The organism is uncultured Mobiluncus sp. (genome assembly GCF_947254095.1).
GTDB lineage: Bacteria > Actinomycetota > Actinomycetes > Actinomycetales > Actinomycetaceae > Mobiluncus.
The window spans coordinates 19,070-45,698 of sequence record NZ_CAMYBV010000016.1 but is presented as its reverse complement, the minus strand read 5'-3'; the positions used below and the strand labels follow the sequence as shown (position 1 = coordinate 45,698).

24 protein-coding genes are annotated in these 26,629 nt (G+C 56.8%); 10 read left to right on the top strand and 14 right to left on the bottom strand.

All coding sequences use genetic code 11. The annotated features are described in order from the left end of the window. A partial coding sequence (gene hflX, locus Q0X47_RS06630) for a GTPase HflX (protein ID WP_297724107.1) occupies nucleotides 1-1,477 on the bottom strand: 1,477 nt, incomplete at its 3' end. A 15-nt stretch (nucleotides 1,478-1,492) separates the two neighbouring features. Here hflX and Q0X47_RS06625 point away from each other — a divergent pair. From Q0X47_RS06625 to Q0X47_RS06615, 3 genes are all read left to right on the top strand, one after another. Beyond that, nucleotides 1,493-2,476: a hypothetical protein gene (locus Q0X47_RS06625; protein WP_297724105.1), complete on the top strand. Its 984-nt coding sequence runs from the start codon at nucleotides 1,493-1,495 to the stop codon at nucleotides 2,474-2,476. 18 nt (nucleotides 2,477-2,494) lie between these two features. Further along, entirely contained in the window at nucleotides 2,495-3,139 is a 645-nt protein-coding gene (locus tag Q0X47_RS06620; RefSeq protein WP_297724103.1) for a class I SAM-dependent methyltransferase, read from the top strand. A 170-nt stretch (nucleotides 3,140-3,309) separates the two neighbouring features. Further along, nucleotides 3,310-4,239, top strand: a complete 930-nt coding sequence (locus Q0X47_RS06615) for a hypothetical protein (protein WP_297724101.1) — start codon at nucleotides 3,310-3,312, stop codon at nucleotides 4,237-4,239. Here Q0X47_RS06615 and miaA read toward each other — a convergent pair. From miaA to recA, 5 genes are all read right to left on the bottom strand, one after another. Continuing rightward, the gene (miaA, locus tag Q0X47_RS06610; protein ID WP_297724099.1) at nucleotides 4,180-5,139 is read right to left on the bottom strand and encodes a tRNA (adenosine(37)-N6)-dimethylallyltransferase MiaA; all 960 of its coding nucleotides are present in this window, start codon (nucleotides 5,137-5,139) and stop codon (nucleotides 4,180-4,182) included. The genes Q0X47_RS06615 and miaA overlap by 60 nt on opposite strands. A gap of 9 nt (nucleotides 5,140-5,148) precedes the next feature. Continuing rightward, nucleotides 5,149-6,645, bottom strand: coding sequence for a tRNA (N6-isopentenyl adenosine(37)-C2)-methylthiotransferase MiaB (gene miaB, locus Q0X47_RS06605; RefSeq protein WP_297724111.1), 1,497 nt, complete (start codon nucleotides 6,643-6,645; stop codon nucleotides 5,149-5,151). A gap of 88 nt (nucleotides 6,646-6,733) precedes the next feature. Then, entirely contained in the window at nucleotides 6,734-7,219 is a 486-nt protein-coding gene (locus Q0X47_RS06600) for a CinA family protein (protein ID WP_297724097.1), read from the bottom strand. Between the two features lie 29 nt (nucleotides 7,220-7,248). Next, nucleotides 7,249-7,779, bottom strand: a complete 531-nt coding sequence (locus Q0X47_RS06595; RefSeq protein ID WP_297724095.1) for a regulatory protein RecX — start codon at nucleotides 7,777-7,779, stop codon at nucleotides 7,249-7,251. Then, a complete protein-coding gene (gene recA, locus Q0X47_RS06590; RefSeq protein ID WP_297724093.1) occupies nucleotides 7,776-8,888 on the bottom strand; it encodes a recombinase RecA in 1,113 nt (370 codons plus the stop codon). The genes Q0X47_RS06595 and recA overlap by 4 nt, the downstream gene beginning before the upstream one ends. A 445-nt stretch (nucleotides 8,889-9,333) precedes the next feature. Here recA and Q0X47_RS06585 point away from each other — a divergent pair, with 445 nt between their 5' ends. After that, on the top strand, nucleotides 9,334-10,170 hold the full coding sequence (locus Q0X47_RS06585; RefSeq protein WP_297724091.1) for an exopolyphosphatase: 837 nt from the start codon (nucleotides 9,334-9,336) through the stop codon (nucleotides 10,168-10,170). Nucleotides 10,171-10,255: 85 nt separating this feature from the next. On the opposite strand, the gene Q0X47_RS06580 is transcribed toward Q0X47_RS06585, so the two are convergent. The 3 genes from Q0X47_RS06580 to Q0X47_RS06570 form a co-directional block, all read right to left on the bottom strand. After that, the gene (locus Q0X47_RS06580; protein WP_297724089.1) at nucleotides 10,256-11,113 is read right to left on the bottom strand and encodes a metal ABC transporter permease; all 858 of its coding nucleotides are present in this window, start codon (nucleotides 11,111-11,113) and stop codon (nucleotides 10,256-10,258) included. Then, a complete protein-coding gene (locus tag Q0X47_RS06575; protein ID WP_297724087.1) occupies nucleotides 11,113-11,961 on the bottom strand; it encodes a metal ABC transporter ATP-binding protein in 849 nt (282 codons plus the stop codon). The genes Q0X47_RS06580 and Q0X47_RS06575 overlap by 1 nt, the downstream gene beginning before the upstream one ends. Before the next feature lie 114 nt (nucleotides 11,962-12,075). Next, the gene (locus Q0X47_RS06570) at nucleotides 12,076-13,122 is read right to left on the bottom strand and encodes a metal ABC transporter solute-binding protein, Zn/Mn family (protein WP_297724085.1); all 1,047 of its coding nucleotides are present in this window, start codon (nucleotides 13,120-13,122) and stop codon (nucleotides 12,076-12,078) included. Nucleotides 13,123-13,257: 135 nt separating this feature from the next. Between Q0X47_RS06570 and Q0X47_RS06565 the strand changes: the two genes are divergently transcribed. Beyond that, complete coding sequence (locus Q0X47_RS06565) at nucleotides 13,258-13,683, top strand: Fur family transcriptional regulator (protein ID WP_297724083.1); 426 nt, start codon at nucleotides 13,258-13,260, stop codon at nucleotides 13,681-13,683. A gap of 21 nt (nucleotides 13,684-13,704) precedes the next feature. Here the strand turns inward: Q0X47_RS06565 and Q0X47_RS06560 are convergent, their stop codons facing one another. Continuing rightward, nucleotides 13,705-14,970 (bottom strand): alpha/beta fold hydrolase, encoded by a 1,266-nt coding sequence (locus Q0X47_RS06560; protein ID WP_297724081.1) that lies wholly within the window; start codon nucleotides 14,968-14,970, stop codon nucleotides 13,705-13,707. Nucleotides 14,971-15,019: 49 nt separating this feature from the next. Between Q0X47_RS06560 and rlmC the strand changes: the two genes are divergently transcribed. From rlmC to Q0X47_RS06535, 5 genes are all read left to right on the top strand, one after another. After that, on the top strand, nucleotides 15,020-16,276 hold the full coding sequence (rlmC, locus tag Q0X47_RS06555) for a 23S rRNA (uracil(747)-C(5))-methyltransferase RlmC (protein WP_297724079.1): 1,257 nt from the start codon (nucleotides 15,020-15,022) through the stop codon (nucleotides 16,274-16,276). A 79-nt stretch (nucleotides 16,277-16,355) separates the two neighbouring features. After that, a complete protein-coding gene (locus tag Q0X47_RS06550) occupies nucleotides 16,356-16,835 on the top strand; it encodes an ABC transporter permease (RefSeq protein ID WP_297724077.1) in 480 nt (159 codons plus the stop codon). 70 nt (nucleotides 16,836-16,905) lie between these two features. Continuing rightward, nucleotides 16,906-18,279, top strand: coding sequence for an MFS transporter (locus Q0X47_RS06545; protein WP_297724075.1), 1,374 nt, complete (start codon nucleotides 16,906-16,908; stop codon nucleotides 18,277-18,279). Nucleotides 18,280-18,324: 45 nt separating this feature from the next. Beyond that, nucleotides 18,325-19,662 (top strand): MFS transporter, encoded by a 1,338-nt coding sequence (locus Q0X47_RS06540; protein WP_297724072.1) that lies wholly within the window; start codon nucleotides 18,325-18,327, stop codon nucleotides 19,660-19,662. 46 nt (nucleotides 19,663-19,708) lie between these two features. Beyond that, on the top strand, nucleotides 19,709-20,605 hold the full coding sequence (locus Q0X47_RS06535) for an aldo/keto reductase (protein WP_297724070.1): 897 nt from the start codon (nucleotides 19,709-19,711) through the stop codon (nucleotides 20,603-20,605). A gap of 47 nt (nucleotides 20,606-20,652) precedes the next feature. On the opposite strand, the gene Q0X47_RS06530 is transcribed toward Q0X47_RS06535, so the two are convergent. From Q0X47_RS06530 to Q0X47_RS06515, 4 genes are all read right to left on the bottom strand, one after another. Beyond that, a complete protein-coding gene (locus tag Q0X47_RS06530) occupies nucleotides 20,653-21,903 on the bottom strand; it encodes an AAA family ATPase (protein ID WP_297724068.1) in 1,251 nt (416 codons plus the stop codon). 370 nt (nucleotides 21,904-22,273) lie between these two features. Beyond that, nucleotides 22,274-25,561, bottom strand: coding sequence for an isoleucine--tRNA ligase (gene ileS, locus Q0X47_RS06525; RefSeq protein ID WP_297724066.1), 3,288 nt, complete (start codon nucleotides 25,559-25,561; stop codon nucleotides 22,274-22,276). Nucleotides 25,562-25,911: 350 nt separating this feature from the next. Further along, nucleotides 25,912-26,130, bottom strand: a complete 219-nt coding sequence (locus Q0X47_RS06520; protein WP_297724064.1) for a helix-turn-helix transcriptional regulator — start codon at nucleotides 26,128-26,130, stop codon at nucleotides 25,912-25,914. After that, complete coding sequence (locus tag Q0X47_RS06515) at nucleotides 26,131-26,613, bottom strand: DUF2975 domain-containing protein (RefSeq protein ID WP_297724062.1); 483 nt, start codon at nucleotides 26,611-26,613, stop codon at nucleotides 26,131-26,133. It lies immediately after the preceding gene. Between the last annotated feature and the right edge of the window lie 16 nt (nucleotides 26,614-26,629).

The following is a 26,629-nucleotide window of genomic DNA, read 5'->3' as shown; positions in this document are numbered from 1 at the left end:
GTACCCAGGCATCTACAAAGGTGCCGTCCTCACGATTCTGGCGGGTCAAGAGTTTTCCGTCACGATAAATCCGTTCCAGCAGACCTGTGTTTTCCCACTTCACCACCACCCTAACCCGCTGCCCCGGCCAGGGCAGTCGCTCGGCGATGGCTTCCTGCAGCGCCTCGATACCTTCTCCGGTCCGTGCGGAAACGTAGTACGCCTCCGGTAAGGAATGACGCAGCAGCGCGAGGGCGGGAGCCGAAGCCTGATCGATTTTGTTTACCACCATCATGACCGGGACGTCCTCGATGCCCTCCACAGCCTCCAGAGTGGCGTCAACCGCGGCGACTTGCGCCAACGGGTCGGGGTTGGAACCGTCCACGACGTGCAAAATCAAATCGGCCATAGCGGTCTCTTCCAAAGTCGAACGAAAAGCCTCCACCAGTTCGGTAGGCAGGCGCCGCACGAACCCAACCGTATCCGTCAGAGTGTATTCCCGCCCTTGCGGAGTATGGGTCCGGCGCACGCTGGGATCAAGAGTGGCAAACAGGGCATCATGCACCAACAGATTGGCCCCCGCCAGCCGATTCAGCAGCGAGGACTTGCCCGCGTTGGTGTAGCCCACAATCGCCACCGCGGGTACTCCCCCAGCCTTACGACTGGCTCGTTTCGCTTCACGTGTCGGAGCCAAAGATTTTATGGTGCTCCGCAGCCGAGCCATCCGGGACCGAATTCGGCGCCGATCGAGTTCAATCTTGGTTTCACCGGGTCCGCGCGCGCCGATACCTTCACCCGCGGCGGCACGTCCGCCAGCCTGCCGGCTCATCGATTCGCCCCAGCCGCGCAACCTCGGCAGCAGGTATTCCAGCTGAGCCAGTTCCACCTGGGCTTTGCCTTCCCGTGAGGTGGCGTGCTGGGCAAAAATATCCAAAATGAGGGCAGTGCGGTCGATGACCTTGACCTTTACCACGTCCTCCAGGGCCCGGCGTTGACTGGGGGCTAACTCATCATCGACGATGACGGTATCCGCGCCGAGAGCCGCCACCTGAGCTTGCAGTTCGTGGGCTTTGCCTCGTCCCAGGAAAGTCGCCACGTCAGGTTTCTCGCGCCGTTGCAGCAGCCCGGCCAGCACGACAGCTCCCGCCGTTTTCGCCAGGGCGGCAAGCTCTTGCAGCGACAGTTCGGCCTCATCCCGGTCGGCGGCGAAAATCCCCACCAAAATGACTTTTTCCAGGCGAACTTCACGGTATTCAACCTCGCTGATGTCCTGTAGCTCAGAACCGATGGATTCCACCCGCCCCAAGGCATAGCGATCGGCCCACCACTGGGCTTGCTCGGCAGCGTCGGGCTGGGACCGGGTCGGATTGTTCGACGCGGTCTGGCCTCCCGCCTGCGGCGCACCCGAAAGGAAACCCAAGTTTGGGTAATCCTCCGTGTTTTCCTGCAAGTTATAGTCCTTCCGCCTAGAATTTAGGGTATCCCCCGGCCCATGCAAGTAAAGGTTTGAGCTTTGGTTTTAAAGGATACAACGGACCCTGGAGACGAAAATTTTGACGCTCCGTCTGCTCGGCGTGCGTCCCCGTTCGGCCAGTCGCTCCCCCGCACGGCTCCCGTCCCTAATCCTGCCGATGAACGCCTTAAGAAACGCCACAAGGCTCTGTTCAATGTGCCTGACTGGCGTTCCGAGGAAGAAATCATCCTCGAAGCGGCCGAACTCGATTCCACCATCATGGTTCCCGAACGACTGCGTCGAACCAAGCCAAAGACCATTGATTCCGGTCCCGCTCTAACCGCCGCGAACCCCTCGCAGCCTGCTGAGATAGAAGCTCCGACAGATTCCGCTGCTGAAATCACCGCATCGCCAGCAACCACGGAGACGACCGGGGACGAAACAGTCTATCCCCATCCCGGCGCTCCGACCTTTAGCGCCCCGGCATCGTCCCCAGAGACGAAACAGGAAAAAAACGCGAACCCGCCCGGCACCGCTTCTGCGGACCATCCCTCAGAAACGGCGCAAAACCCCATCGCTCCAGGCCACACACAACGGATTTCGCAGCCCTCGGAACCCCGCGCTGCCGCGAACCGTCCCGCGAAGACTACCGGCCCGCGCTCCCCTGTGGAAATCGCCAACATCGCGGCACGGCTGCTGGGAAATCTGCTGGTACTGATGATTCCCACCCTGTGTGTGCTGCTGCTCTCCGGCTGGGGTCCTCAAGAGATTGCGATTATCTTTGAAGATTTTTGGCCCTACCTCAGTCTGTCATTGCTGGTTACGGTCGTTTTAGTCATTTTGGACGAGGCGGCACAAGCCGTGGCGTTGCGCCTGCATATTCCGCAGTTGCTGGAGTGGATGGTTGAGTTCGTACTTTCCGCCCTGGGCGCGGGCGTTTGCCTATTTTTCTTTACACACAGCGTTTTGGGAGCGTTCCTGCTGGGGTTGATTGTCAGCGTGCTCACTTCCTTAATCAGCCACGTGGTCGCTAAACTTTTTTGAGACAAGTTAGGAGACCAGTTGAGTTCGCAGCCTGCCGGCGAGCACTATTTCGCAGCCACTCCCCATTCCGAGGGTTCCACTCGGGAGCTAACCGTGTCTCTAGCCGGTCGTGATTTTCGTGTCATGACTGCTCACGGGGTTTTTTCTGGTCATGGTTTGGACAAGGGCACTGAGGTGTTGTTGCGTAAGGTTCCCCCTCTGCCTTCCGTGTCAGAGCTGGGGGGGTCAGGAGTTTTCGTCGATGTGGGCTGCGGATGGGGACCGCTGGCGCTGACTTTAGCCGCCGAGCAGCCCTCCGCCCAGGTTTACGCCGTGGATGTAAACATTCGCGCTATCGAGCTGACCAGGACAAACGCAGCCGCTAATGGATTGCACAACATCCAAGCCCTGAGCGAAGCTGACGCTTTTGCTACCCTGGGTCCCAACTCTGTGGATGTTATCTGGTCCAACCCGCCGGTGCGCGTGGGCAAAACAGCCCTGCACGCAATGTGGGAGGCCTGGCGAACTCGTTTAAAGCCAGATGGGGTCGCCTACCTGGTGATGGGACGCAACCTCGGATCTGATCCATTCCTGGCATATCTAAACGAACACGGCTGGACCGGGGAAAAAATCGCCTCCTCGAAAGGATTTCGGGTGCTGCAGCTGCGACGGAGCGCCGCCTGAGGCACCCCGAAAGTCTCCGGCAAAGGAACCCGCGCCGCGGGCTTACAGCCTCCCCCGAGCGTCACCTACAAAACGACCGATTCCCTTGTGAACTGCGGAGTTAGAGGTGGCTCAATTATTCGGACCCCCGTTTTCACCCAAAGCACGAGCCTGCCCCGTAACATTAAATTATGCCGCAATTGACCGCTCAACGTCCGCGGGTGGTGACACTAGAACGCATCTGCGAAGCCCTCGATGGCGCTTCTCGCAGCTATGTGGTGGACGTTTACGACTCTAGGCGCACGGTGATGATGCCTGGCGCAACCGCCACCAGTTACATTGACTTGGTGACGGGGGTCTTGCGCATGCGCTCGGTCTGGCGCGCCACGGTTTCCGTCCATGAACGCTCTCGGCTGCTGCCCTACATCCTGCACCACAATCGCGAGGCTGTCGGCCCACGAGTGGTGACTTATTTGCACGACAATCACTATCATCTCTGTACCCAGACGAACGCCCAGGTCACTGTCGGTATGGGTGACCAGCAGCTGGAAGCCCATCTGCTGCTGGCTTTGATTATGGCTGACCGTTTCTTTTCCGGGGTAGAAGCCGATTTCCCCTGCGAACTGGATGCGGAAACGGACTTTTCCCACCATGACCTGCTGCCCAAACAGAACATCGTCCAAATTGTTCCGGGGTTTTCGGATAATTCTCTCACCGCGCCGGTCAGTATGGAGTCGGTTGCCCAGGCCACAGACCGCCTCGACCTGCGAGTATACCGTGACGGGACGGTGCTGCGACTGCGCGATTCGGACGACTTGATGGTTTTGCGGCTATTCGGGGAAGACACCTGGCTGTCCACGTCTCTGCTGGTTGAGCTGGGACAGCCGTTCCCTGCCGAAAACTTGTTCGATGCCATCAATGAGTTAAATACGTTCAACGCCTTGGGCGTGACTTCTGTTCTGGGGATGCGAACCCAACCCTACCTGCGTTTTGATTACCTGGTTTCCGTGGGCGAAGGCCTGAGTGAACGCCAGCTAGACACGGAAATCGTGACGGGGATGTCAGTGACCCAGAATCTGGCTGCGAACCTGCGCAAAAAAGCTCCGACCCTGTTCCTCTAAGCTCATGTGACTCCAGGCGACTTCTGTTGCCCGTTTGTCGCGGCGGAACCACTTGATTTGTCGCCGGGACAGCTGTCGGGTCGCCAAAGCGGTGGCCGTGATACCATCCTCCACCGTCATCTCACCGCGTAGCACCGCCAAAGCTTGGCTGTATCCGGTGGCCTTTTGCGCGGTAATCCCCAGAGGGTGAGCCCGGTCTGCAGCAAGTCGTGCCGTTTCCTCGAGCAGTCCTTGGCTAAACATTTCGTGCGATCGCGCATTGATGCGTTCGTCCAGCTCATCAAGGTTTCGCGTCAGGTAAAAGACGTGGGTGTCGGGCTGCCAGTATTCCCCGCGCGGCAAAGTCGCGGAGAATGGGCGCCCGGTAATTTCCATCACTTCCAAGGCTCTGACCAGGCGACGCGCATTGAGCGGCTCGATGGTTTCGGCTGCTTTCGGGTCTTTACGCTGCAAGATTTCGTGCAGTTGGGGCGCCCCGAGTTGCTCTGCCTGCGCCTCCCACCGGGCGCGAACCGCGGGGTCGGTGGGTGGAAACTCCAACACATCCAACAGCGCCCGCACGTACAGCCCGCTACCCCCCACTACCAGGGGTAAAGCTCCACGTGTTTCAATCGCCGTCACGTCAAAGCGGGCATATTTCTGATATGCCGCCACCGAGGCTTCTGCATCAGGCCACAGCACGTCTATCTGATGGTGCGGAATCCCGTGGCGTTGGGATTCCGGGGTTTTCGCCGTACCCACGTCCATGCCCCGATAGAGTTGGAAAGCGTCCGCGCTAATAATCTCTACCCCGCTCGGAAACCTAGCTTTTAGCTCCGGGTCGCGGGACACTCGCTGTGCGAAGTCCAGCCCCAGGTTGCTTTTTCCCGTAGCGGTCGGCCCCACAATCGCAACAATCACGGTTTGGTCCTATTTCGTTGGTCCCAGCTTGCGTCCGGGCATTCCCAAGAGGGTGCCGCGAGTCTTTTCGAGGTGTGTCGCTTCCCACAGGTCGCCGGCGCGAGTGGGGCGAACGGTGAATACGCCGCCTGGAGTGAGGGCGGAATCCGCCACGAGGTGGTGCGGTGCACCGTGGGTCACACCGACCGTCACAAAATCCCCGGGACGGACCTTAACGCCTTGGGGAACCGCAAAGTGAACCAAACGATTGTCTCGGGCACGTCCGCTCATTCGCGCAGTAACTTCGTCTTTGCGGCCACCCGCGGTGACCAGAACCTCCACCGTCTGCCCCTCCAGCTTTTCGTTTTCCTCCAAGGTGATTTTTTCTTGCAGTTCCAAGAGTCTTTGGTAGCGCTGCGCCACGACTTCCGGGTCCACCTGGTCGTCTCGGTCGGCCGCGGGGGTTCCGGGCCGCCGGGAGTAAATAAACGTAAACGCGGCTTGGAACCGAGCCTCACGCAGAACGTCGAGGGTGTCTTGAAAGTCAGATTCAGTTTCGCCAGGAAATCCGACGATGACATCGGTGGTGATGGCGGCTTCGGGGATAGCGCTCCTGACTTCCTCAAGAATCTTCAAGAACCGTTCGGAGCGGTAAGACCTGCGCATCTGCCGCAAAATCCGGTCCGAACCGGATTGCAGCGGAAAATGCAGGGAAGGCATCACCGTCGGGGTCTGCGCCATGGCGGCGATGACGTCCTCGGTAAAGGCCGCGGGGTGGGGCGACGTGAAACGTAAGCGTTCTAGCCCCGGCGTATTTCCTACAACTCGTAGCAAATCGGCAAAAGCCCCGCGCCTTCCGAAACTCATTCCGTAGCTGTTCACGTTTTGCCCCAGCAAGGTCACCTCCACGGCTCCCGCATCCACTACCGCCTGCACTTCCGCTAGGATGTCGGCGGGATTCCGATCCCGTTCCCGACCCCGCAGGGAAGGCACGATACAAAAAGTGCAGGTGTTGTTGCATCCCACCGAGATGGATACCCAGGCTGAAGCCGGGGATTGCCGGTGCGCCGGCAGAACGGAGGGAAAGACTTTCAGGCTTTCCTCGATTTCCACCGCCGCTTCTTGGTTGTGTTCGGCACGCTTCAACAACACCGGGAGGGCGTCGATATTATGCGTCCCGAACACTGCGTCTACCCACGGAGCCCGGTCGAGGATTTTCGAGCCTTCCTGCTGGGCGAAGCATCCTCCCACGGCAATCATCATTCCGGGGCGATTTCGTTTCACATCTGCCAGTTGTCCCAAATGGCCATAGAGTTTCGTTCCGGCAGCCTCACGCACCGAGCAGGTATTCAAAACCACCAGGTCAGCCCCACCGTCTCCGGCGTTGGTAGCGCGCGCAGCTTTTTGCGGAACCTCCTCAACCGGCACCCAGCCGGCAGCGTCAAGCAAGCCAGCCATGCGTTCCGAGTCGTGTTCGTTCATCTGGCAGCCAAGCGTTTTCACCAGGTAAGTTCGCGGAGTTTCCATCACCGGCTCATTTTATGTCATGCCGCTGACGCCGTCACTTTCGCCGATTGCCGCCGACTGCCGCGACTACGCGCCGCGTCCGGGATTCTCAGCCCAAGTGAGACACCAGCAACTCCAAAGCCGCCCGCACAAACGCCGCGCGAACTTCTGGGCGAGTACCTGGCCGGTCGACCTCCCGCACTTCCGTGCCTTGCGGAGTGGCCAGACAGACATACCCTGTCCCCGGCGCCACGCCTTCATCCGGGCCAGGACCCGCAACTCCGGTGGTAGACAGCGCATAATCCGAGTGAAACAACCGTCGTGCCGCGGTGCTCATCTGTACCGCAACCTGGGGATCATAAGCGGTGTTCGTTTGCAACAGCTGTGGGCTCACTCCCAGCACCGCGGTTTTCACCGCATCGGTATACGTCACGACTCCGCCGCGAAATGTTTGGGAGGCTCCGGGGATTCTGACAAAAGCATCAGCCAGCAGACCCCCGGTCAGCGACTCCGCGCAGGAAAGCGATTGTCCCTGCTCGGCGAGTTTCCCCAGCGCCCTTGCGGCTAATTCATCAGCCGATACGGCGTCACCCATCGTTTCGTCCCTTCACGATTCATCCCACGCTAGCTTTGACTCTCCGTTTTCAGTTCATCCATCACGGTATTGACTACGGTGGTGGCCAGAGCTGAGGAAAACCCGCGTGTCGCTACATAGCGCCACAGCTTGGCTTTCAGTTTCCGGAAATCCTCGAAATTACTCAGGTCCAAGCCCCGGCGCGCCGTGGCAAGTTTGCTCTCTAGCAGGGTCCGGGCGTTTTCCGTTTCCCAGTCTGGATTCTCAGCATCCAGAGCCGCTATGCCCGCGGATATAGACTGGGAATCCAACCCACGCTTTTCCATATCCGCGGCCAACTTGGCTCGGGACATCCCGGGGCGCTGGCAGCGCTGACGCAAGAACTCCACGGTGTAGTCGCGGTCGTTCAGCCAGCCACGAGCGGCGAAAGCCGCCACCACATCATCGATGGCCTCGTCACCGAATCCCTTTTCGGCCAGGTAGTCGCGCATCTGAGTCTCGGTAACAGCCCGCCGATCCAGCAGAGATAAACCAGCTTCCGCGGCGGCATCCGCCGCCGCATCCACTACCCGCAAACTCATGAGGCTTTTTGAACCTTCTTGACGGACGCACCCTCATCTGCGGAGTCGTCATCCATCGCGACAGCGAGTTTCTTGCCCTTGCCAGTCTCTGCCTGCGCTGCCGCATTCGGATCCTCACGCACGCCCAGAGCGATGAGAATCTTATCTTCGATTTCGGCGCTGAGCTCAGGATTATCCACCAAGAACTTCCGCACGTTCTCTTTGCCTTGCCCCAGCTGCAGTTCGCCGTAGGTAAACCAAGAGCCCGATTTTGTCACGATACCCGCTTCCACACCAAGGTCAATCAGGCCACCTTCTCGGGAAATGCCCTGACCATACATGATGTCGAATTCGGCCTGGCGGAAAGGCGGCGCCATCTTATTCTTAACGACCTTGGCACGAGTCCGGTTACCGATAGCGTCCCCATTTTCTTTCAGTGTCTCAATCCGGCGCACGTCGATACGCACCGAAGCGTAGAACTTCAACGCTTTCCCGCCGGTAGTGGTTTCAGGCGAGCCAAAGAACACCCCAATTTTTTCGCGCAGCTGGTTAATAAAGATTGCGGTGGTGCCGGTGGCGGATAGCGCCCCGGTAATCTTTCGCAGCGCTTGGCTCATCAACCGGGCCTGCAAACCCACGTGGGAATCCCCCATGTCCCCTTCGATTTCAGCCTTCGGCACCAGGGCCGCGACCGAGTCAATAACGATGATGTCCAGACCGCCGCTGCGAATCAACATATCCGCAATCTCTAGCGCCTGTTCCCCTGTGTCGGGCTGCGAAACCAGCAAATTATCAATGTCCACACCCAACTTTTGTGCGTAAACCGGATCGAGAGCGTGTTCCGCGTCGATGAAAGCCGCGTTCCCGCCCTGTTTCTGAGCGTTCGCCACCGCGTGCAAAGCCACGGTGGTCTTGCCGGAAGATTCTGGACCGTAAATCTCAATAATGCGGCCCCGCGGGAGTCCCCCAATCCCCAAAGCCACGTCCAGGGCTACTGACCCTGTCGGAATGACCGAAACATTCGTGTTCACGGCTGAGTCGCCCAGCCGCATCACGGAACCTTTACCAAACTGCTTATCAATCTGACCTAGCGCAGTTTGTAACGCTTTCGCGCGCTCGTCTTTTGCCATTGTGTATTCCTTTCATCTGCGCGGCTCTCCGCCGCTCCAATAGTTCGGGTGTGATTGTTGAGCTCCTCTCCGAAGCTCTCAAGATGAACTTACGCCCCACCCCGGAAGCGAAAAATCGAAAGTTTCTTTACCTGTGGAAAAGTCCCTTTTCGACTCATCTGTGGAAAACACTATATCGAACATTAGTTCGAATCACCCGACACGCCGACGCTCCACAAAAATTCCCCACCCCGCGCGCTTTTGCTGACCCCACCTCCTACCTCACCTAAACACGCTGAACTGGCAATATCCCCCGTAAACCTCAACTTTTGACGATTCTTTTACTAAAAGTACCTGTGTGAGAAACCTCACTAAACGCGCGATTCCCTAAAATTCTTAAACCAATTGCCGATATGGAGGCTGTCGCTAGGAAGGCGACAGGAGTCTATGTGCCACGGAGGGCGAAATGGCCACTATGCTTGCCATGCGTGATTTCGGGATGCGTAATCTGTACGTTCCCGGAATGGCTCAGCGCGCCGCAATTCGCTCTTTTGCCAAGGAAAACGGCACCCTCACCGATGAGAACAAGAAAGCTCTGGACGCCCTGGACAGGTTTGAGATGGATCAGGCGCGCGTCCGCGCGATGGCAAAGCAAAACAAAGCGAAATCAAAGAGTCTCGGCCCCTTAGGCGGGACGGGTACCTCGATTGGTTTTGCCTCTGATTCCGCGCAAGCTAATCGTTTGGCACGCAGCTATGAGGCCGATGCGGTGGCATATACAATGCGGGCTCGTGCCGCCGTGGATATAGGCGACGAAGAAGCCGCGCGGAGCTATGAAGCCAAGGCTCGCCAGGCCGTGAGTAACGCTATCAAGATGTATGCCAAGGCCGCTGAGCTGGGTCGACAGGAAGCCGAGAAGCGCAAGGAAAAGCTCGACCGAGAAGGCCGGGAACGAATCGAGCGGCGCAAGGCGATGGAAAAAGCCCGCGAAGCTGCCGCCGAAGCGAAGCGCAAGCGTCTGGAAATCGCGCAAAAGAAAGTCTCAGAAGGCTGGATGCACCTGCGCGAAGCTGATAAGGCCACGCAAAAACGCAAGAAAGCGGAAGCTGAAATGTGGGCTAAGCGCATCGAAGAAAGCCAGTTCTGGATTCATCAGATGCACCTGGTCCAGATGGGCGAACACCCTGATCAAGCCATCGCTCAGGCTCAGATTCAAGCGTTCCGCGATGCGGCGACATCAGTCACCGCGGTAGCACCGGACTATACTCCGACCTCTGCTCCCGCCGAGCCCGTGGTGGCTTAGGTTCCCGCGTTATTTTCCACCACTGCACAAGGGTAGGGGGCGGGTCTCTCGGTTTCGATATCGTTTTGAAGTCCGTCTCGACAGTTCAGGAGAGGGCCTGTTCCCGCCTTGCCCAGGTGGTTTGGCTGCGCACTGCCCCAACAACCCAGCAAATCAGGAATATCAGGAAAGAAATCGTAGTGATATAAGGCGAAATCGGCAATCCGGGCCCGAGAGAGAGCAGAATACCTCCCTCGGCGGCTATGAGCGCGAACAGCACCGCCCAGGCGTGCTGGCGCAAGGGATTGGCAGAAATGCGAGCAGCCGCCGCTCCGGGAGTAATCAGCAACGACAAAACCAGCAGCGCTCCCACCATCTGCACAGCCAGCGCCACAACTAAACCGAGGATAAGCATGAACCATAGGTTCATCACTCGTGGGGAAACCCCTTTCGACAGCGCCACCACCGGATCGACCGCAGCGTAATACAGTCGACGCCCAAACAGGGCTATAGCAACCAAAACCATAACTCCGACCACGGCAAACACGGCCAGTTGGTTCTCATCAACAGAGACAATTTGACCCGTCAACAGGCCGAATTTGTTGGCGGACCGCCCTTTGTAAAGCGCCAGGAACAGCACCCCGATGCCCAAGCCAAACGGTAACAGCACGCCGATGAGAGCATTTGTACCCCAGCGCCGAGTGTAGGTCGCGGACATCAATAGCGCCGCCACGATTGATCCCGCGATGGCTCCGCCGGTGACGCTGGCTCCGAGAAACAACGCCACCGATGCTCCGGCAAAAGACAGTTCTGACGTTCCATGAACCGCAAAAGCCGCGTCCCGCAGCTGCACCAACGGACTTAGAATCCCTGAAACGACAGCCAGAATTGCTGCGGCGACCAGTGATTCCCGAACCAACGGTACCAGTTGCCAAAAATCTTGGAAGTTGATGATTGCCTCCATCAGTGGCCTGCCTCCTTGGGATTGTGCGGTGACTCGGCTGATTCAAAATGGCTGGCGTGATGGTGTCCGTGCAGGGCTTCCTCCACAAAGCCGGATTCTGACCCGTTCTGGGCTCCCACCACGAAATACGTTCCTCCCAGGTTCACGACGCGAACTTCTTCACCATATAAAGCGGACAATGTTTCGCTGGACATGACCTCTGACACCGAACCGACCGCAGCCCGTCCGAGGGCGATATACACCACAGTATCCAGCAGTTTTTCCACCGGGTTTAACTCGTGAGTCACCAAGAGGATGGCGGTGCCCTGCGCCGCCAGATTGCCAAAAATTTTTACAATGTCGGTTTGGTGCTTAAGGTCGAGGGACGCCAACGGTTCGTCAACCAGCAGTAAATCGGGACGTTGCACAATGGCCGCGGCGATACGTAAACGCTGCAGCTCTCCCCCGGACAGTCCGCTAATCGGCGTATCCGCGTAACTCTGCGCTCCCACTAGGGCTATTGCGAGTTCGACCTTTTCGCGCGCCCCGGGAGAAGTCCAAAACCCCAGTTTCGCTCCGTCAAGCCCCAGGTAGACTACGTCTCGTCCGCGAATCTGCACAGATTTCGGGAAACGTCCGTGTTGCGGAAGGTAAGAAATTTTTGCCGAGCCCTGCCGAAAAATGGTTCCCGCGGCGGGTTTCACGTCACCGAGTACCGACTTTAACAGGGTCGTTTTTCCGGCTCCGTTTTGGCCCAGGATTCCCACGACTTGTCCCGGTGCGACCCGCAGGTTCAAGCCGGAAAATACCTGTCGTGTGCCATATTTCAGCGTTAGGTCACGCATCTCCAACAGCGGTTCTTCGCTCATTTTCCTGGTCCTTCCCTCAGTCCCCCAATTCCATCTACCTTAACGGATTTTGTCCGGGCTCCAGGAGCTATGCTCAATTCTGAAGCCCGGACAGTTCTATACTCTAATCGTGTATTATTGCAATGCTTTGTCTAACTGGTCTAAAGCAGAACCAATCCAACTAACATAGTCGCTAGCTCCAGCCAAGGTCTCGGTCAGCGTCACCACTGGAATGCCTTTAGTCTCAGCAGCATCCTGCAGTGCCTGGGACACCGGATCTTCGGTCTGCGAGTTGACCAGCAGCACATCAACTTTCCCCTCCGTAATCAGAGCCTTGGTGTCAGCTTGCGTCTTCACACTGGGACCGGATTCCGTTTCGGACTGTTCCACGTATTCTTCGGGAGTCAGGTCATGGATACCGGCGTCCTCCAACAGGTAGTTCGCCAATGGCTCGGTCGCCAAGGAATGCCTTTCGCCCCGCGCCTTAATGTTCTCTGCCTGCGATTCCAATTCATCCAACTTGCCTTGGAATGCCTTTGCAGCATCCTGATAAGCCGCAGCATTATCGCCGTCAGTCTGGCTCATCGTATTAGCAACTGCCTTGGCGACTTCGCTGACCGCGTGCAAATCGTAGAACACGTGTTCATTAACGGAGCAATGGTGATGATGGTGGTGATGGTGTCCTTCGTGCTCATGTTCGTGTTCATGAGCCTCTTCACCCTCGTGCTCGTGCTCATGTTCGTGTTCATGAGCCTCTTCACCCTCGTGCTCATGTTCGTGAGCTTCCTCGCCACAGTCAATGCCAGCCAACTCCACCGCATTGAGCACAGTAGGTTTTTTATCCGCTGACTTGGCCAACTGCAGCGCCCAATCGTCGTAACCTCCGCCGTTCACGATTACTACGGAGGCTTGGTTCACCAGCTTCTTATCTTTCACGTTGGCTTCATAAGAATGCGGATCCAGGTTCGGCTGGTCGATGGACGTAATCACGTCTGCCTTGTCCCCCACAACGGCTTTTGCCACGGAGGCCCATACGTCAGTAGAGGCGTACACCGTCGGTTTTGTCGCAGCAGCGTCTCCCGCCGCGTCTTTCGTTTGTGTATCGTTTGCGGTCGAGCAGGCGGACATACTGACGGCTAGTGCGGCAGCGCCGAACAGGGCGCCAACTGTTTTCAACTTCATATTTTCCTTTCCCCTCAGGGGTTATAGTTTTTGTTCTTATTGCGAATCGTTCTCATTATCACGTAACTGGAAAACGTTGTCAAAACGAGACACAATGTTAGGCTAGGAGCGCGAAAAACGGGAGGGAGACTACCAATGACCACAGGTAAATCAACACCCCAAAGCCCCGCTCGGCAGCGCAAAACGCGACAATTAGAAGCGGTACTTTCCGCGGTCAGAGGAATGACTGATTTTCAATCAGCCGCCGACATCTTTACAAAACTGCAGCTAAACGGCACCCGAGTAGGATTGGCGACTGTTTACCGCAATCTCGCGGCACTGGCGGAAGACGGCATCTTGGACACGGTCAAGTCCGCCGATGGCACTACCCTGTATCGAGAGTGCGAAAGTTCCGAACACCATCACCACCTGGTGTGTCGGAGCTGCGGAAAGACCGAAGAGCTCCATCTGAAGGGGTTGGAAGAAACCCTCAACGAAATGGGCCAGGAAATGGGGTTTTCCGCTTTACACCACACGGTGGAGCTGACGGGGTTGTGCTCTAAGTGCTCTGCGAAAAAATAATACCCTTTGCTGTATATTAATTTACTGCAAAATCTGGCCTTTGAGCAGCCCGATTAACCTATCCAGCACCCGCGCATCGTGGCGCAAACCGTTATGTTCATACTCACTGGTGACCCACAGACGGCAATCTTTTAATATGCCAGCGGTTTCGGTCGAGAACTTCAAAGGCACGTAGGCATCTTCATAGTAGGCCGCCGCCGCAACCGGTACGTCTGCGCTGGCCAGGCGTTCAGTCGAATAGAGTTGTGTCCATTCATAATTGGCCACTATGTCGGCAGCTTCGCGCAAAGGCCGCAATTCAGATGATTCCTCAAACAGGTCACGAGGCAGATGCTCCCCTGCTAACAGTGTCCCGTCACGTTTCACTTCCCTGGGCATAGTGCGGCTAGCCGTCCAGCGTGTTGCCACTCCGTCCGCGTAACAAGACTCGTGCAGGATGGCATAGAGCGGATTGCGCCCCTCAAATGGCAGCATCGCAGCTAAATCATGACGAAATGCCGGCGAGAACGGATCATTTTCCAGCAGTTCATGCAACTTCATGCCCCCGCCTTGTGCACCCAAGACAATCCCTACGGTACGCCAACGATCCGCACCGACCTTGTCGCCGTTGGGCGTAATAATCTTCCCCTCCCGAGCCAGGTTATAAATCTGGCGCACCCGGTCCCGATCCTCGGGGAACTGGCGATAATAAGTTTCGGATTTATCCATCATGATCCGCCAAGTTTCGGCGTAAACATCTTCAATAGGATGTCCCACGGCCGTCAGTCCGCCGGTGAGGATAGCTCCAGACAGCCCTTCGGGGTGGGAGCTGAGATAGCGCACGGAAGTGAAACCCCCGAACGACTGCCCCAGCAGCGTCCAGCGCTTTCCACCCAGGTAAGCGCGCAGCGCTTCAGCATCTCGAACAATCTCATCAGCACGTAAGTGTGTCAGATATTCTGCCTGCTCAGATGGGGTTAGCCCTGCCAGTGGGCCGAAATCCGGATCCGCCGAAACCGGGGTGGAGCGCCCGGTACCGCGCTGATCGAGCATAACGACCTGATAGTCCTCAAGGGCACGGGGCAGCCAGGTCGGCTGCGGCGAGGGGTACAACGATGGCCGAGCCGCCTCATGTCCGGGTCCGCCTTGCAGGAACAGCAGGTAGGGTCGCTTTTCCCCATCCTTACCGGTGACGACTCGTGCGAATATGTCAATCATTCCCGCGGCTGGATTGAGATGATCCAACGGCACTTGCAAAGTAATCTCACGTAGTTTCAGTCCCGGCAACAGTTTCACTTCATCACTCATGTGTTTCAGCTTAATGCCACCGGCGTGGCTTGGCCTTAGACTTGAAGATATGTTTTGCGAATACTTTGAGGCGCGGGTCTGCCGGTCGTGTCCCCTCATGGGGGTGCCTTACAGCCAGCAGGTGCGGGACAAGGAACGGGCCTCACGCCGAGCTTTGGCCTCTCTGGACCGTCCCTCCTCGCGGCGAAATCCCGCTCAGCCATCCGCTGCGAAGTCGCATTTCGAGTGGCTGCCAACTTACCGCAGTCCCCAGAAAGAATTTCGCAATAAGGCAAAAATGGTGGTGTCGGGGTCCAAGAAGTCGATTGTGCTCGGACTGGCCCCCACTAAGAATCATCCTGCTGGCGTCGATTTACAGTCGTGTCCGCTGTATGTACCGGCAATTCGCGCCGCTTTCGCTCCCATTCGGGCTTGGCTGCAGCGTCTCGGTGCTCGCCCCTATAACATCGCCACCGCTAAGGGCGAAGTCAAATACGCGCTGGTCAGTGCCAACCCTGCGGGCGAGTTGATGGTGCGTCTTGTGTTGCGTTCGAAAGCTGCCCTACATCGGATTGAAAATACCTGGTCCGAGCTTCAGGCCGAGTTGCCCCACCTGCGGGTGTTTTCGGTAAACATTCAGCCCGAACACACCACCGTCATTGAAGGCCAGGAGGAAATCATCCTTTCCGAAGAAAAATATATACATATGCCCGGTATCGGCACGGATTTATGGCTGGCGCCGGGGGCTTTTTTCCAGACGAATACCGCCGCATCTCAGGCTATGTATATACAAGCTGCCACTTGGGCGCGCGAACTCCAGCCGGAAACCGCTTGGGATTTGTATTGCGGAGTGGGCGGATTTGCCTTTGCACTGAGTTCCGCCGGGGTTGCGCAGGTGACGGGCGTGGAAGTCGTGGGGCCGGCCATTGATGGCGCGAAGAAGGCCGTGGTCGAAATGGCGGGTGCGACTGCGGCTAGCCCGGTGGGGCAAGGCGCTGAGAACACCCTTGAGAGCTCCCGCGATGACGTTGTGCCTAGGCCGCATTTCATTACCGCCGATGCGACTAAGTGGGCTACTAATCAAAAACTTATACCGCCAGATTTGGTGGTGGTAAACCCGCCGCGGCGCGGGCTTGGGCCCGAATTATCCTCCTGGCTGGAGCAATCCGATATCCCCCACCTCATCTATTCCTCCTGTTTCCAGGAAACCCTGGTGGCGGACCTGCGCCGAATGCGTTCCTACCAGATTGCCGCAGCCAAGCTGGTAGACATGTTCCCGCATACCTCGCATGTTGAATGTTTAGTATTACTGTCAAGACAGTCATAGAGCCACAAAATTAGCGCTATGGGAGACTAAACACCAAACAACTATCCGACATGCCGGTAAATGATTGGACGTACTTCATATGTTGTTTATAGAAGCGACCGTTTTGTGCGCGCTATTGTTCCTGCTCTGCATTTTAGGAACTGGCACCGATGCTAAAAACTTACAGAACTACAGTTCTTACCCCGATGCGGTGCAAAGCCGTATCCGTTCTTTCCCGGAATACCAACACCAGTTCAAGGAACAGAATCCTCTCCTAACCTTCACCGCCAATTTCCTCCTCTTTCTAGTCATATTATTTGTTTTCGGGATATTTATCCGCCAGAGCAACTTTTCGCATAATTTCCTCTCCCTGCTGATTCTCGGACAAACTTTGAACGTTTTCGACCTAATTGTCATTGATTTGCTGTGGTGGCGACGCACCCCGCGCATCAGATTCTCAAAGCTCCCCCAACCCGCTCTCTACCAGGACCCACGAAAGCACATCTCCGCTTTCATCAGGGCGTTTATCATGTACTGTGCCATCGCCTTAATCGATGGCTACCTGCTGACTCTATTTTGAAACCTATACCCTGAACGCCCGTCTCACCTCTTCTCGTGATTACCCCTGAACTACTACCATAGAAGCCGTGGTGTCCTCGGATTCGGAGCAAAAGAACAATCCTCGCTGGTCGCGGACTATTTCGCGCGGAGCGTTCACGTTTATTGTCCTGATGGGTATCGTGTCCATGTTCTCGGATATGACTCACGAGGGCGCTCGCTCCGTTTTGGGTGAGTATCTGAACCTGACCGGGGCGTCAGCGGCAGCCATTGGTTTTGTCTCCGGTTTTGGGGAACTGTGCGGCTACTCGTTGCGCCTGCTCTCAGGCTTTTGGGCAGACAAAACCAAGCACTACTGGGGTTTGATTATTTTCGGCTACACCATCCAGGTGCTGGCCATTCCCGCTCTCGCGCTCGTTCCCGACAATGGCTGGATTTTTGCCTGCAGTCTGGTGGTTTTGGAACGCGTGGGCAAAGCCATTAAGAAGCCCGCGAAAAATACCCTGGTCAGCTTTGCGGCAGACGAAATCGGTACTGGTAAAGGTTTCGCACTGCAGGAATTCCTCGACCAACTCGGCGCATTCCTGGGGCCCCTGCTACTGTTCCTCGTTGGTCTGATTATCGGCACGCAAGACCTGTTCGGGACTTACCGCCTCGGCTTTCTCACCTTGGGCATTCCCGCGCTCATCACCATCGCGCTCACCGTATTAGCCTGGCACTTCTATCCTCATCCCGAAATTTTTGACCAACCCGCCACCTCGCCGGAAAACGCCCCCGCCCCGGCTGACTCGCTCCGGGAACCTGGTGCGCCCGACCCGACTGGCGACACCCCCACCGGCGACACCCCTTCCGACGGCGCCCCCACAAGCGCGTTACCCTCCGTTTCCGCGAACGCCCCCGGTTTTCGTTTCAACCGAGCTTTTGCCCTCTATATGGCCGCTATCTGCTTGTTCGCTTTCGGTTTCACGGACTTCACGCTGATTACTCTGCATGCCGCGAAAACTGCGGCTTTCCCGAAAGCGGCATTGGCGCTGCTCTACGCGGGGGCAATGGCGGTCGACGCCATCGCCGCGCTCATTTTTGGAACCTGGTTCGACCGTATTGGCTTGCGGGCGCTCATTGTCTCAACCCTCCTGACGGCGCCGTTTTCAGCATTCGTATTCTTGAGCGGCAACCCCTGGTTCATCGTCATTGGCATCGTTATGTGGGGTCTGGGGATGGGCGCCCAAGAAAGCATCATGAAAGCCGCGGTAGCCAAAATTATGCCCAAGGATCGGCGCGCCACCGGGTTCGGTGTTTTTGAAACCGGCTTTGGAATCGCCTGGTTCCTCGGATCTTGGCTGATAGGAGCACTCTATGACCTCAATATCCCCGCGATGGTTGCCGTTTCCATCATTTCTCAGCTCGCGTCCGTGGGGTTCTACCTCCTGACCCTGAAATCTTTGTCATCTCTGCCCCCTGTATGACCGAAATCGTCCTGCAATCAGGTGTTTTAACGTTAGGCTTAACGCGTGAACTCTCCGGATCTGACCCCCGCTACGCAAGGACCACGTCGGTGGCCGCGTTCCTGGTCGCCCGGCATTTTTCACGCCAAGAAAGAAACCATTGAACCGCTGGAAGTCCCCGCGACCAAGCGGAAATTCGCCCTTCTGCTGACTCAGGTCGGCATTTATGCCTGTTTATTTGCCCCCATTCAGCTACTCATCGGCTTGCAAGCCTCGATGATAGCTCGCGACCAAAAAGAAATTGTGCTTTCCGTAGTCACCGGCTGCGGAGCATTTATGGCGATGATTGCCGCTCCTGTTTTCGGAGCACTGTCTGACCGGACTTACTCAAAATACGGACGTCGGGCGCCTTGGGTCTTGGGCGGGGTTTTATGCGGAGTTTTCGCGCTCGCAGGCTTGACTTTGTCGTGGTGTCCCGCGTCTTTGGCGGGAACGTGGGTTTTGACCCAGGCGGCGCTAAACGCCGCATTTATCGCTACCAACGCCATTCCGAACGATTCAGTCAGGATTGAGTACCGCGGAGAAATGGGCGGCTGGTTGGGAGCCGGCCAGAACCTGGGAGCTTTGCTAGGAGTCGGCTTGGCAACCCTGTGTACGAATCTAATCCACAACTACATGGGCATCGTGGCTGCCTACGTTGTCTTAGTGTTGCTGCTAACCATCTGTGTGACTCCCTACTTGTGGAACTCCAACGACCGTTTCCTCGGTTCTCGCCGAGACCCGATCCCCATCAAAAAGTTTTTCCAGCGGTTCTGGGTTCCGCCGCGCAAATACCCGGATTTCATCTGGACTTGGCTCTCCCGCCTCCTAATGTTCACACCGTTCATGACGATAGCGCTTTACCTGCTCTATTACCTCGAAGATGTGCTGCATTACCCGAATCCAACCACCGGCGTGCTGATTTTGTCCACGATTTATGCGCTGCTCACCATGTTTAGCGCCTTCATCATCGGTTTTGTCGCCGACTATCTGATGAAGTACCGACGGCTCATCTTCATTTCCTCAGTCACCATGGCGATTGGCAGCCTCATCCTCGCGTTCTTGCAAACTTGGACCTGGACGATTCTCGCTGCGATCTTTATTGGGATTGGCCACGGTATTTTCATCGCGGTGAGCTTTGCAATCACCACCCGAGTCCTTCCTCCCACTGACGATTCCGGTCGTGACCTCGGTGTTTTCAACATTTCCGCGACCCTCCCGCAGGTGTTAGCCCCCATCTTTGGAGTTCCGGTAATTGTCTTCATCGCCAGCTATTCCATTGGCTACACGGTCTTGTTCAGCGCGATGGCCGTGATGTTCGTGATTGGCGGGCTGATGATTTATAAGGTGAAATCCGTAGAGTAATCGTGTTTCGTTTCTCAGGCGGCACCACCGCCAGAATGGAGGGAAAATGACGGAGTCACAAGCCGTGGTGGACAGTTTTGGGGTTCCGCTGCTTCCCCTCGGGTGCGGCGACGACAGCTCAGGTTCTCCGGTCGCGAGGATTCCTCAACTAGGTTTCGGTACTTATAAAATTGCTCCCGAAAATGCCCAAGAAATCGTGGAGAACGCGGTGGAAGTGGGGTATCGGCACATTGATACCGCCCAAATGTATGGAAATGAAGCGCAAGTTGGCGCGGCCCTGCAGGCATCGGGAATCGCGCGCAGCGAGTTCTTCTTAACCACCAAACTGAACAATCCCCATCACGAGCCTGATGTAGCCCGCCGCACTTTTGCCGAGTCATTGCAGCGTCTGCAAACCGATTACGTGGATTTGTTCCTCATTCACTGGCCAATGCCCGAGGCTTACGGCGGGGACTATCCCGGTTTATGGCGGGTGTTGCAGGAGTTCGTGGCTGATGGGCGAGCCCGTCACGTGGGGGTGTCGAACTTTGAAGTCTCGCATCTGCAGCGACTGCAATCTGAGACGGGGATTTTTCCGCAGGTCAACCAGGTTGAAGTACACCCATGGTTTGCCAATAACGCGGTTAGGGAATTCACCAAAGCGCATGGCGGGGTCATTGAGGCCTGGTCTCCCCTGGCGCGAGGCCGGTTCTTTGACACCCCGGTTTTGATTGAGACCGCCAAACGCCTGAGGCGGACCCCAGCTCAAGTCGTGTTGCGTTGGGCTCTAGAGCGCGGCGACGTGGTTATCCCGAAGTCGAATCATATCGAGAGGATGCGAGAGAACTTTGCCGTGCTGGAGTTTGCACTAGATGCCCCCGCGCGAGCGGCTCTCGACAGTTTGGATCGGGGCGAGACGGGCCGCACTGGATCGCACCCCGACCACGTAAACGGCGCGAAATAAACGTTTCCCATGGTGCCTTGACGGAATCACCAGCGTGGTTGCGGTCATCAGTCCCGCGGCTCGCGGTACTTGTGAATCTGGCCCTCACCGGTAACGCCGTCGATAGCGTAAACCGAGAGCCAACCATCCTTGTCCACCCCGGATTCGAGGTCGATCACCCCGGGGTTCACAAAGTTTTCCCGACTTTCGTTGCGATGCCCGTGCAGTTGGACGATTTCATGGTCCCCCATTTCAGGGAAGTTTTTGAACTCGTAGCGCCGCCGATAGGTGTTGGCGCGCGTACCCGCCCCAAAAATAAAGTAATCATCAGGTAAATCGCAGTAGCCGGTGCGGCGGATTTCTCTGATGGTTTCTGGATATACCCCACCGTGGGATACAAAATATTCGCGAGCTCCCGGGCGTTTCTCCGGTTCAGATTTCGTTCCCTGAGCATCGGAAACTGAGGGCGTGGCGGGCGTCCCCCCGACTCGGAAGTCATAGAACGGCACGGTGGAACGATACCAATCTTCGAGTTGTTGGCGGGTCGCACCAGCGGTCAGTAACTGTTTCACAGATTCCGCGGTGGCGCTCTTGGTGCCTCGTCCTTTCAAGGCGTTCAAAAGGGATTTCTCGTGGTTTCCGGTGATCACCACGTTGTCTACGGAGCGCAGGATTTTCCAGACTTTTCCGGCATCGGGACCGCGGTCAAACAAGTCGCCCACAAAAATCCACTTGGCGTCCGGAGTGCCCAGTTCTGCCACAGCCTGTTCTAAGGCGCCCCCGCAGGACTGCACATCGCCAACCACCCGCACCGGCCGATTGCCCAGGTCAACCTGACAAGTTTTAAAACAATCCAGCATCTGTGCCGGGGTGATGGTCTGCGGCGGCGGAACGGAATCGAAGCGATCCAAGAATGACTCAATATCTGGAATCCGGTCTCCCCCGCGTTTGAGGTTACGGGACAGCAATTCCTCCCGGCTAACCTGGGTAAAGTCCACCGCTAAGACGTCGTAGCCGTGCGAATCCGCCAGCGCTTCCCACTGCGAACGTGAGCGTGGCGAGGCATTGACCGCATCGATGATGACCGGAGAGCCCAGAAACATCAAGTTATCAGCTTGTTCTTGCACAATGCGGCGGGTCAAACGCTGCAAATGTTCCCCGGCGATTAAGACCTTGTCGCCATCGAGAGCGGGAACATAGCGGGAAAACATGCGACGCACTTCATCAGCGCTGACGGAAAACTCTTCGAGCTTATTTTCCTGCACAAACGTCGTTTTGCCGGCCCCCTGTGGGCCGTAAAGTATAAAAAGTTTGCGCATCTCTCCGCCACTTTCGCGTGTTTTCGCCTCGTTCTCTCGGGATTTTAGACAGAATGCCGGAATTCCTCTGACCCCGGCCTCCACCTAGATGAGGCTCCTCTTACACCCATTTCTATCAGATTCTCAGTGTTTTTTACAAACACTTGACTTCGTGGCGTTTGGAGTATAGACGGAAAGAGCGGTGAACCTCTCACTGTCGGTAGAGCTTACCGCAGTACCCATCTCAGTATTGTTTCAGTCTTGTTGCCGCGCTTACCCCACATTAATCTAAGGGACAAGACACCACGAGGAAAAATGAATCGTAAATAGGTCGAAGGGCGGTAATCCGGAAGATTATCGCCCTTCGCTATGAAAATTTCTGAACAGATTTCTAAACGTGCTTGGTCACATTGATTTCCAGTTCCTTGCCGCTCGAAGGATTGACCCTCACGGACACGGCCAGGGTTTCTCCGGCGATGAGCTGCTCATGAGTCTTCACCCATTCGAGGTGATCGGCGGGCACGCCCAGCGTCAGGTCAATCCGGTCAGCCACGTCCAGACCCGCGTTCTTACGAGCGTCTTGCACCGCGCGAATCGCATCGCGGGCGTAGCCTTCCGCTTCCAGCTCCTCGGTCACTTCGGTGTCCAGCACCACAAAAGTGCCGCTATCCAGCACATCAGCAACAGTTCCCGGCTCGACGGCAACCTTTGTCACCAGCCCGAACTGTTCACCCGTGAGGCGCACCGGCTCTCCACCGAGTTCCACCCCGTCGAACACCACGGCGTCACCGTCCAAGCGCCACTGACCGGACTTTTGCGCCTGGAACAATGCAGAAGTCAGTTTGCGCACCTCGGGGGCAAAAGCCTTGGGGTTGAGCGTCAGTTCCTGGCTCGACTGCAATCCGGACTCGGCAACGCCGAGCACCTCCACGGACTTGACGTTGACCTCGGAGGCAATGAGCGTCGTGTAATCACGCAGAGCCTCCGGATCCGCGGCGACCACCTGGAGGCGGCTCAGCGGCAAACGCACCCGCAGGTTAGCGCCCTTGCGCAAGGCGTGGGCGCACGAGACGATGTCGCGCACCTCGTTCATGGCGTCCACGAGCGCGCCATCGTAGACAGCATCGTCCCAGTTCGGGTAGTCCATCAGGTGTACGGAACGCCCCCCGGTCAGCCCCCGCCAGACCTCTTCTGCAATCAAAGGCAGCAGCGGAGCCATCGCCCGCATCAGCGCCTCTAACACGGTGTAGAGCACGTCAAAGGCAGCCGGATCCTCGTCCCAAAAACGCTGGCGAGAAATGCGAATGTACCAGTTGTTCAACACCTCGGTGAACTGGCGGACATGTTCGCAAGCCTCCGGAATGTGGAAGTTATCCAACTCCGTGCGCAAATCGTGGAACAGCTGGCGCGCGGCGGACAGCAGGTAACGGTCCATCATCGGCAGCGCGTTGACGCTCGCTACATCATCCACGTCCACGGGCTTCGCCTCGTAGCCCGCGCCCTGCTGACAGGTGCCGGCATAGAGCGTAAAGAAGTAGTAGGCGTTCCACACCGGCAGAATCGTTTGCCGTACCGTGTCGCGAATACCTTTATCGGTCACAATCAGGTTGCCCCCGCTGACCACCGGGGAACTCATCAGGAACCAACGCATCGCGTCCGCACCGTACTTGTCGAAAACTTCGTTAACGTCCGGGTAGTTGCGCAGCGATTTACTCATCTTGCGCCCGTCATCACCCAGAACGATACCGTGCGAGATACAGTTCAAAAACGCCGGCCGGTCGAACAGCGCGGTCGCCAAAACGTGCAAGGTATAGAACCAGCCACGAGTCTGGCCGATGTACTCCACGATGAAGTCGCCGGGGTAATGCGTCTCGAACCATTCCCGATTTTCAAAGGGATAGTGGACCTGGGCGTAGGGCATAGACCCGGATTCAAACCAGCAGTCCAACACTTCCGGGACACGACGCATCGTGGACTTTCCGCTGGGATCATCGGGATTCGGGCGGGTTAGCCCGTCAATGAACGGCCGGTGCAGGTTATCGATCTTGACCCCAAAGTCCCGTTCCAGTTCCGCAAAAGAGCCGTAAACGTCAATGCGCGGATAGGCGGGATTGTCCGATTTCCATACCGGAATTGGGGAACCCCAGAAACGGTTGCGCGAAATTGACCAGTCGCGCGCCCCGGCCAGCCAGTTACCAAAGATACCATTCTTGGTATGTTCCGGTGTCCAAGTGATTTGCTGGTTCAATTCCACCATCCGGTCACGGAACTCCGTAACGCGCACGAACCACGAGGACACTGCCTTGTAGATGAGCGGTTTGCGGCAACGCCAGCAGTGCGGGTAGGAGTGTTCGTAAGAGGCGACCTTCACTAGGCAGGGACGCTGCCGCGCTTCACGGGTCGCTACCGGGCCGGTTTCGTCGCGCAGGTCAGCGATGATGTAGCGGTTTGCCTCAAAAACGTTCTTTCCCGCGTAATCTGGGACTTGCTGGGTGATGACCCCGTTTCCGTCTACCGGCATGACCACCCCGATTTGGTGGGTAGCGCAAACATTCATGTCGTCCTCACCAAAGGCCGGGGCGAGGTGCACCAGCCCGGTGCCGTCCTCGGTGGACACGAAGTCGGCACTGATGATGGTCCAGGCTTTCGACCCCGGCCCCACGTGTCCCGGCTGGTCTGCCGTACCATCGGCGATGGCGGCAGCTTTGGCATCTTCAAAGTAATCAAAAATGGGATAGTACTCCAGGCCAACCAGTTGAGAGCCTTTGAAAGGAGCGGAAACAGCCGGGTTTTCCCCAAGTTCTTTTTCATAAGCCGCCAAGCGAGCCTGGGCCAGGATTACGGTTTGCCCCTGCAACTCCCCCTGGGTCGGCGTGACGCGCACGTAGTCGATGTCCTCCCCGACGGCGACCGCTAGGTTGCTGGGCAACGTCCACGGGGTCGTGGTCCAAATCAGCACCATCTCGTCGGTGTCACGCAGACGCATACCCACCGTGACGGTCTGGTCGGTGCGGTTTTGATAGATTTCGTCGTCCATCTTTAGTTCGTGGTTCGACAGGGGGGTACCGTCGTGCCAGCAGTAAGGCAGCACCTTAAAGCCTTCGTAGATGAGGCCCTTGTCGTAGAGGGTCTTGAACGCCCAAATGACCGATTCCATAAAGGTGGGGTCGAGGGTCTTGTAGTCGTTTTCAAAGTCGACCCAGCGCGCCTGGCGCGTCACATATTCTTCCCACTCTTTGGTATATTTCAGTACCGACTCACGACAGGCCTGGTTAAAGGCCTCAATGCCCATTCCGCCAGGGCCTTCAATTTGTTCCTTGTCCTCAATGCCGAGAATGCGTTCCGCCTCCAGTTCGGCGGGCAAACCGTGAGTGTCCCATCCGAAGCGCCGCTCCACACGGCGTCCCTGCATGGTCTGGTAACGCCCCACGATGTCTTTCACGTAGCCAGTCAACAGGTGGCCATAGTGCGGCAAGCCATTGGCAAAGGGCGGTCCATCATAGAACACGAACTCGTTACTGCCGTCTTGACCAGCGGGACGGGCATCTACAGAAGCCTGGAAAGTATGATCTTTAGCCCAAAACGCCAGGGTTTCGGTTTCAAGGCTCGGAAAATTCGGGCTAGCGTCCAGGGAATTATCCCGGTGTTTGGGGTAGAACCCGCGTTTTTTCTCGCTCATCTTCGTCCTTATCGCGAATCGTTCATTCACGAGGACGCCTGCGACACTCTGTCGGTGGGCGCGGTACCACCTCGCTTGCTCACGTGGTCCCGCAATAGCCTGGGTACCGACCAATCGGTGCGGCCAGACTATTGAGTTGGCCCAGCGAGCCGCTCAATTTGGCTGTAACGGGCCTGCCCGTCGGAGTCTAATGAGTCGCACACATGGTACGCAACCGTTCTTTCCGAAGCTCCCCGGCGATACCCGAACTCAACAGTCCGGACCGGTTCAACGCGGATTCCACTCTATCCAGTTTTTTCTCTGGACTCAAACAAAGTGTCCTTTTGCCTGAGGTTCAGAAATTCCAAAGGTTAGGACGGATTATCTCCCTGTGGGGTGTAGCTCAAAATGTCTCCCGGCTGGCACTCCAAAACTCGGCAGATTTTTTCCAGTGTAGAGAAGCGGATTGCCTTGGCGTGACCATTTTTCAGTATCGAGACATTCGCCGCCGTGATGTCCACAGCCTGCGCAAAGTCCTGAACCGACATACCCCGCTGGGCCAGCAACACCGACAGATTTACCGTAATCACTTAGATGACCTCCGCTAACTCTGCCGCGTCGTCCAGCGCGGTTTGAAAAATACTCTTAGCCAGGCTGACCAGGGAGAATAGCCCCACTCCCAAAACTATTCCGCCGAGGAATAAAAGTGGCGGCTCCGGTCTGGTTGCCGGTGCAAAAATGCTCATGTGCCCACCGGTTATCGCGACGATACCGGGGCCGATAGCAACCATGAGACGCGCTAAGTTAATCCATTTCATGGTTTTAGCAGTAAAAAAAGCTCCTTTGTTAACTGCCCTTACCAGCATAATCAACGCCACAATCAGTACCTGCACACAAATGAGCGCTGCTACGGCTGCCAACGCGTATGGTACAACCAGGTGGCTAACCTCGGGGAATTCCTCTCCCGTTTCCCATGCCGCATATACGCAAAATAGCTGGAGCAACAGCACCCCAGGAAGAGCTGCAATCAAGGCAACTTGCGACAAAATTACGTAAATTCGAGAAAACTTCATATATCGATTATCGATA

Coding starts and splice junctions, on each gene's coding strand:
- ileS (WP_297724066.1), bottom strand. CDS start 25,561: ATGAGCGAGAAAAAACGCGGGTTCTACCCCAAACACCGGGATAATTCC.
- recA (WP_297724093.1), bottom strand. CDS start 8,888: ATGGCAAAAGACGAGCGCGCGAAAGCGTTACAAACTGCGCTAGGTCAG.
- Q0X47_RS06585 (WP_297724091.1), top strand. CDS start 9,334: ATGGCCACTATGCTTGCCATGCGTGATTTCGGGATGCGTAATCTGTAC.
- Q0X47_RS06535 (WP_297724070.1), top strand. CDS start 19,709: ATGACGGAGTCACAAGCCGTGGTGGACAGTTTTGGGGTTCCGCTGCTT.
- Q0X47_RS06615 (WP_297724101.1), top strand. CDS start 3,310: ATGCCGCAATTGACCGCTCAACGTCCGCGGGTGGTGACACTAGAACGC.
- Q0X47_RS06565 (WP_297724083.1), top strand. CDS start 13,258: ATGACCACAGGTAAATCAACACCCCAAAGCCCCGCTCGGCAGCGCAAA.
- Q0X47_RS06595 (WP_297724095.1), bottom strand. CDS start 7,779: ATGAGTTTGCGGGTAGTGGATGCGGCGGCGGATGCCGCCGCGGAAGCT.
- Q0X47_RS06530 (WP_297724068.1), bottom strand. CDS start 21,903: ATGCGCAAACTTTTTATACTTTACGGCCCACAGGGGGCCGGCAAAACG.
- Q0X47_RS06600 (WP_297724097.1), bottom strand. CDS start 7,219: ATGGGTGACGCCGTATCGGCTGATGAATTAGCCGCAAGGGCGCTGGGG.
- Q0X47_RS06580 (WP_297724089.1), bottom strand. CDS start 11,113: ATGGAGGCAATCATCAACTTCCAAGATTTTTGGCAACTGGTACCGTTG.
- Q0X47_RS06570 (WP_297724085.1), bottom strand. CDS start 13,122: ATGAAGTTGAAAACAGTTGGCGCCCTGTTCGGCGCTGCCGCACTAGCC.
- Q0X47_RS06575 (WP_297724087.1), bottom strand. CDS start 11,961: ATGAGCGAAGAACCGCTGTTGGAGATGCGTGACCTAACGCTGAAATAT.
- Q0X47_RS06515 (WP_297724062.1), bottom strand. CDS start 26,613: ATGAAGTTTTCTCGAATTTACGTAATTTTGTCGCAAGTTGCCTTGATT.
- Q0X47_RS06550 (WP_297724077.1), top strand. CDS start 16,356: ATGTTGTTTATAGAAGCGACCGTTTTGTGCGCGCTATTGTTCCTGCTC.
- rlmC (WP_297724079.1), top strand. CDS start 15,020: ATGTTTTGCGAATACTTTGAGGCGCGGGTCTGCCGGTCGTGTCCCCTC.
- miaB (WP_297724111.1), bottom strand. CDS start 6,645: ATGGAAACTCCGCGAACTTACCTGGTGAAAACGCTTGGCTGCCAGATG.
- Q0X47_RS06560 (WP_297724081.1), bottom strand. CDS start 14,970: ATGAGTGATGAAGTGAAACTGTTGCCGGGACTGAAACTACGTGAGATT.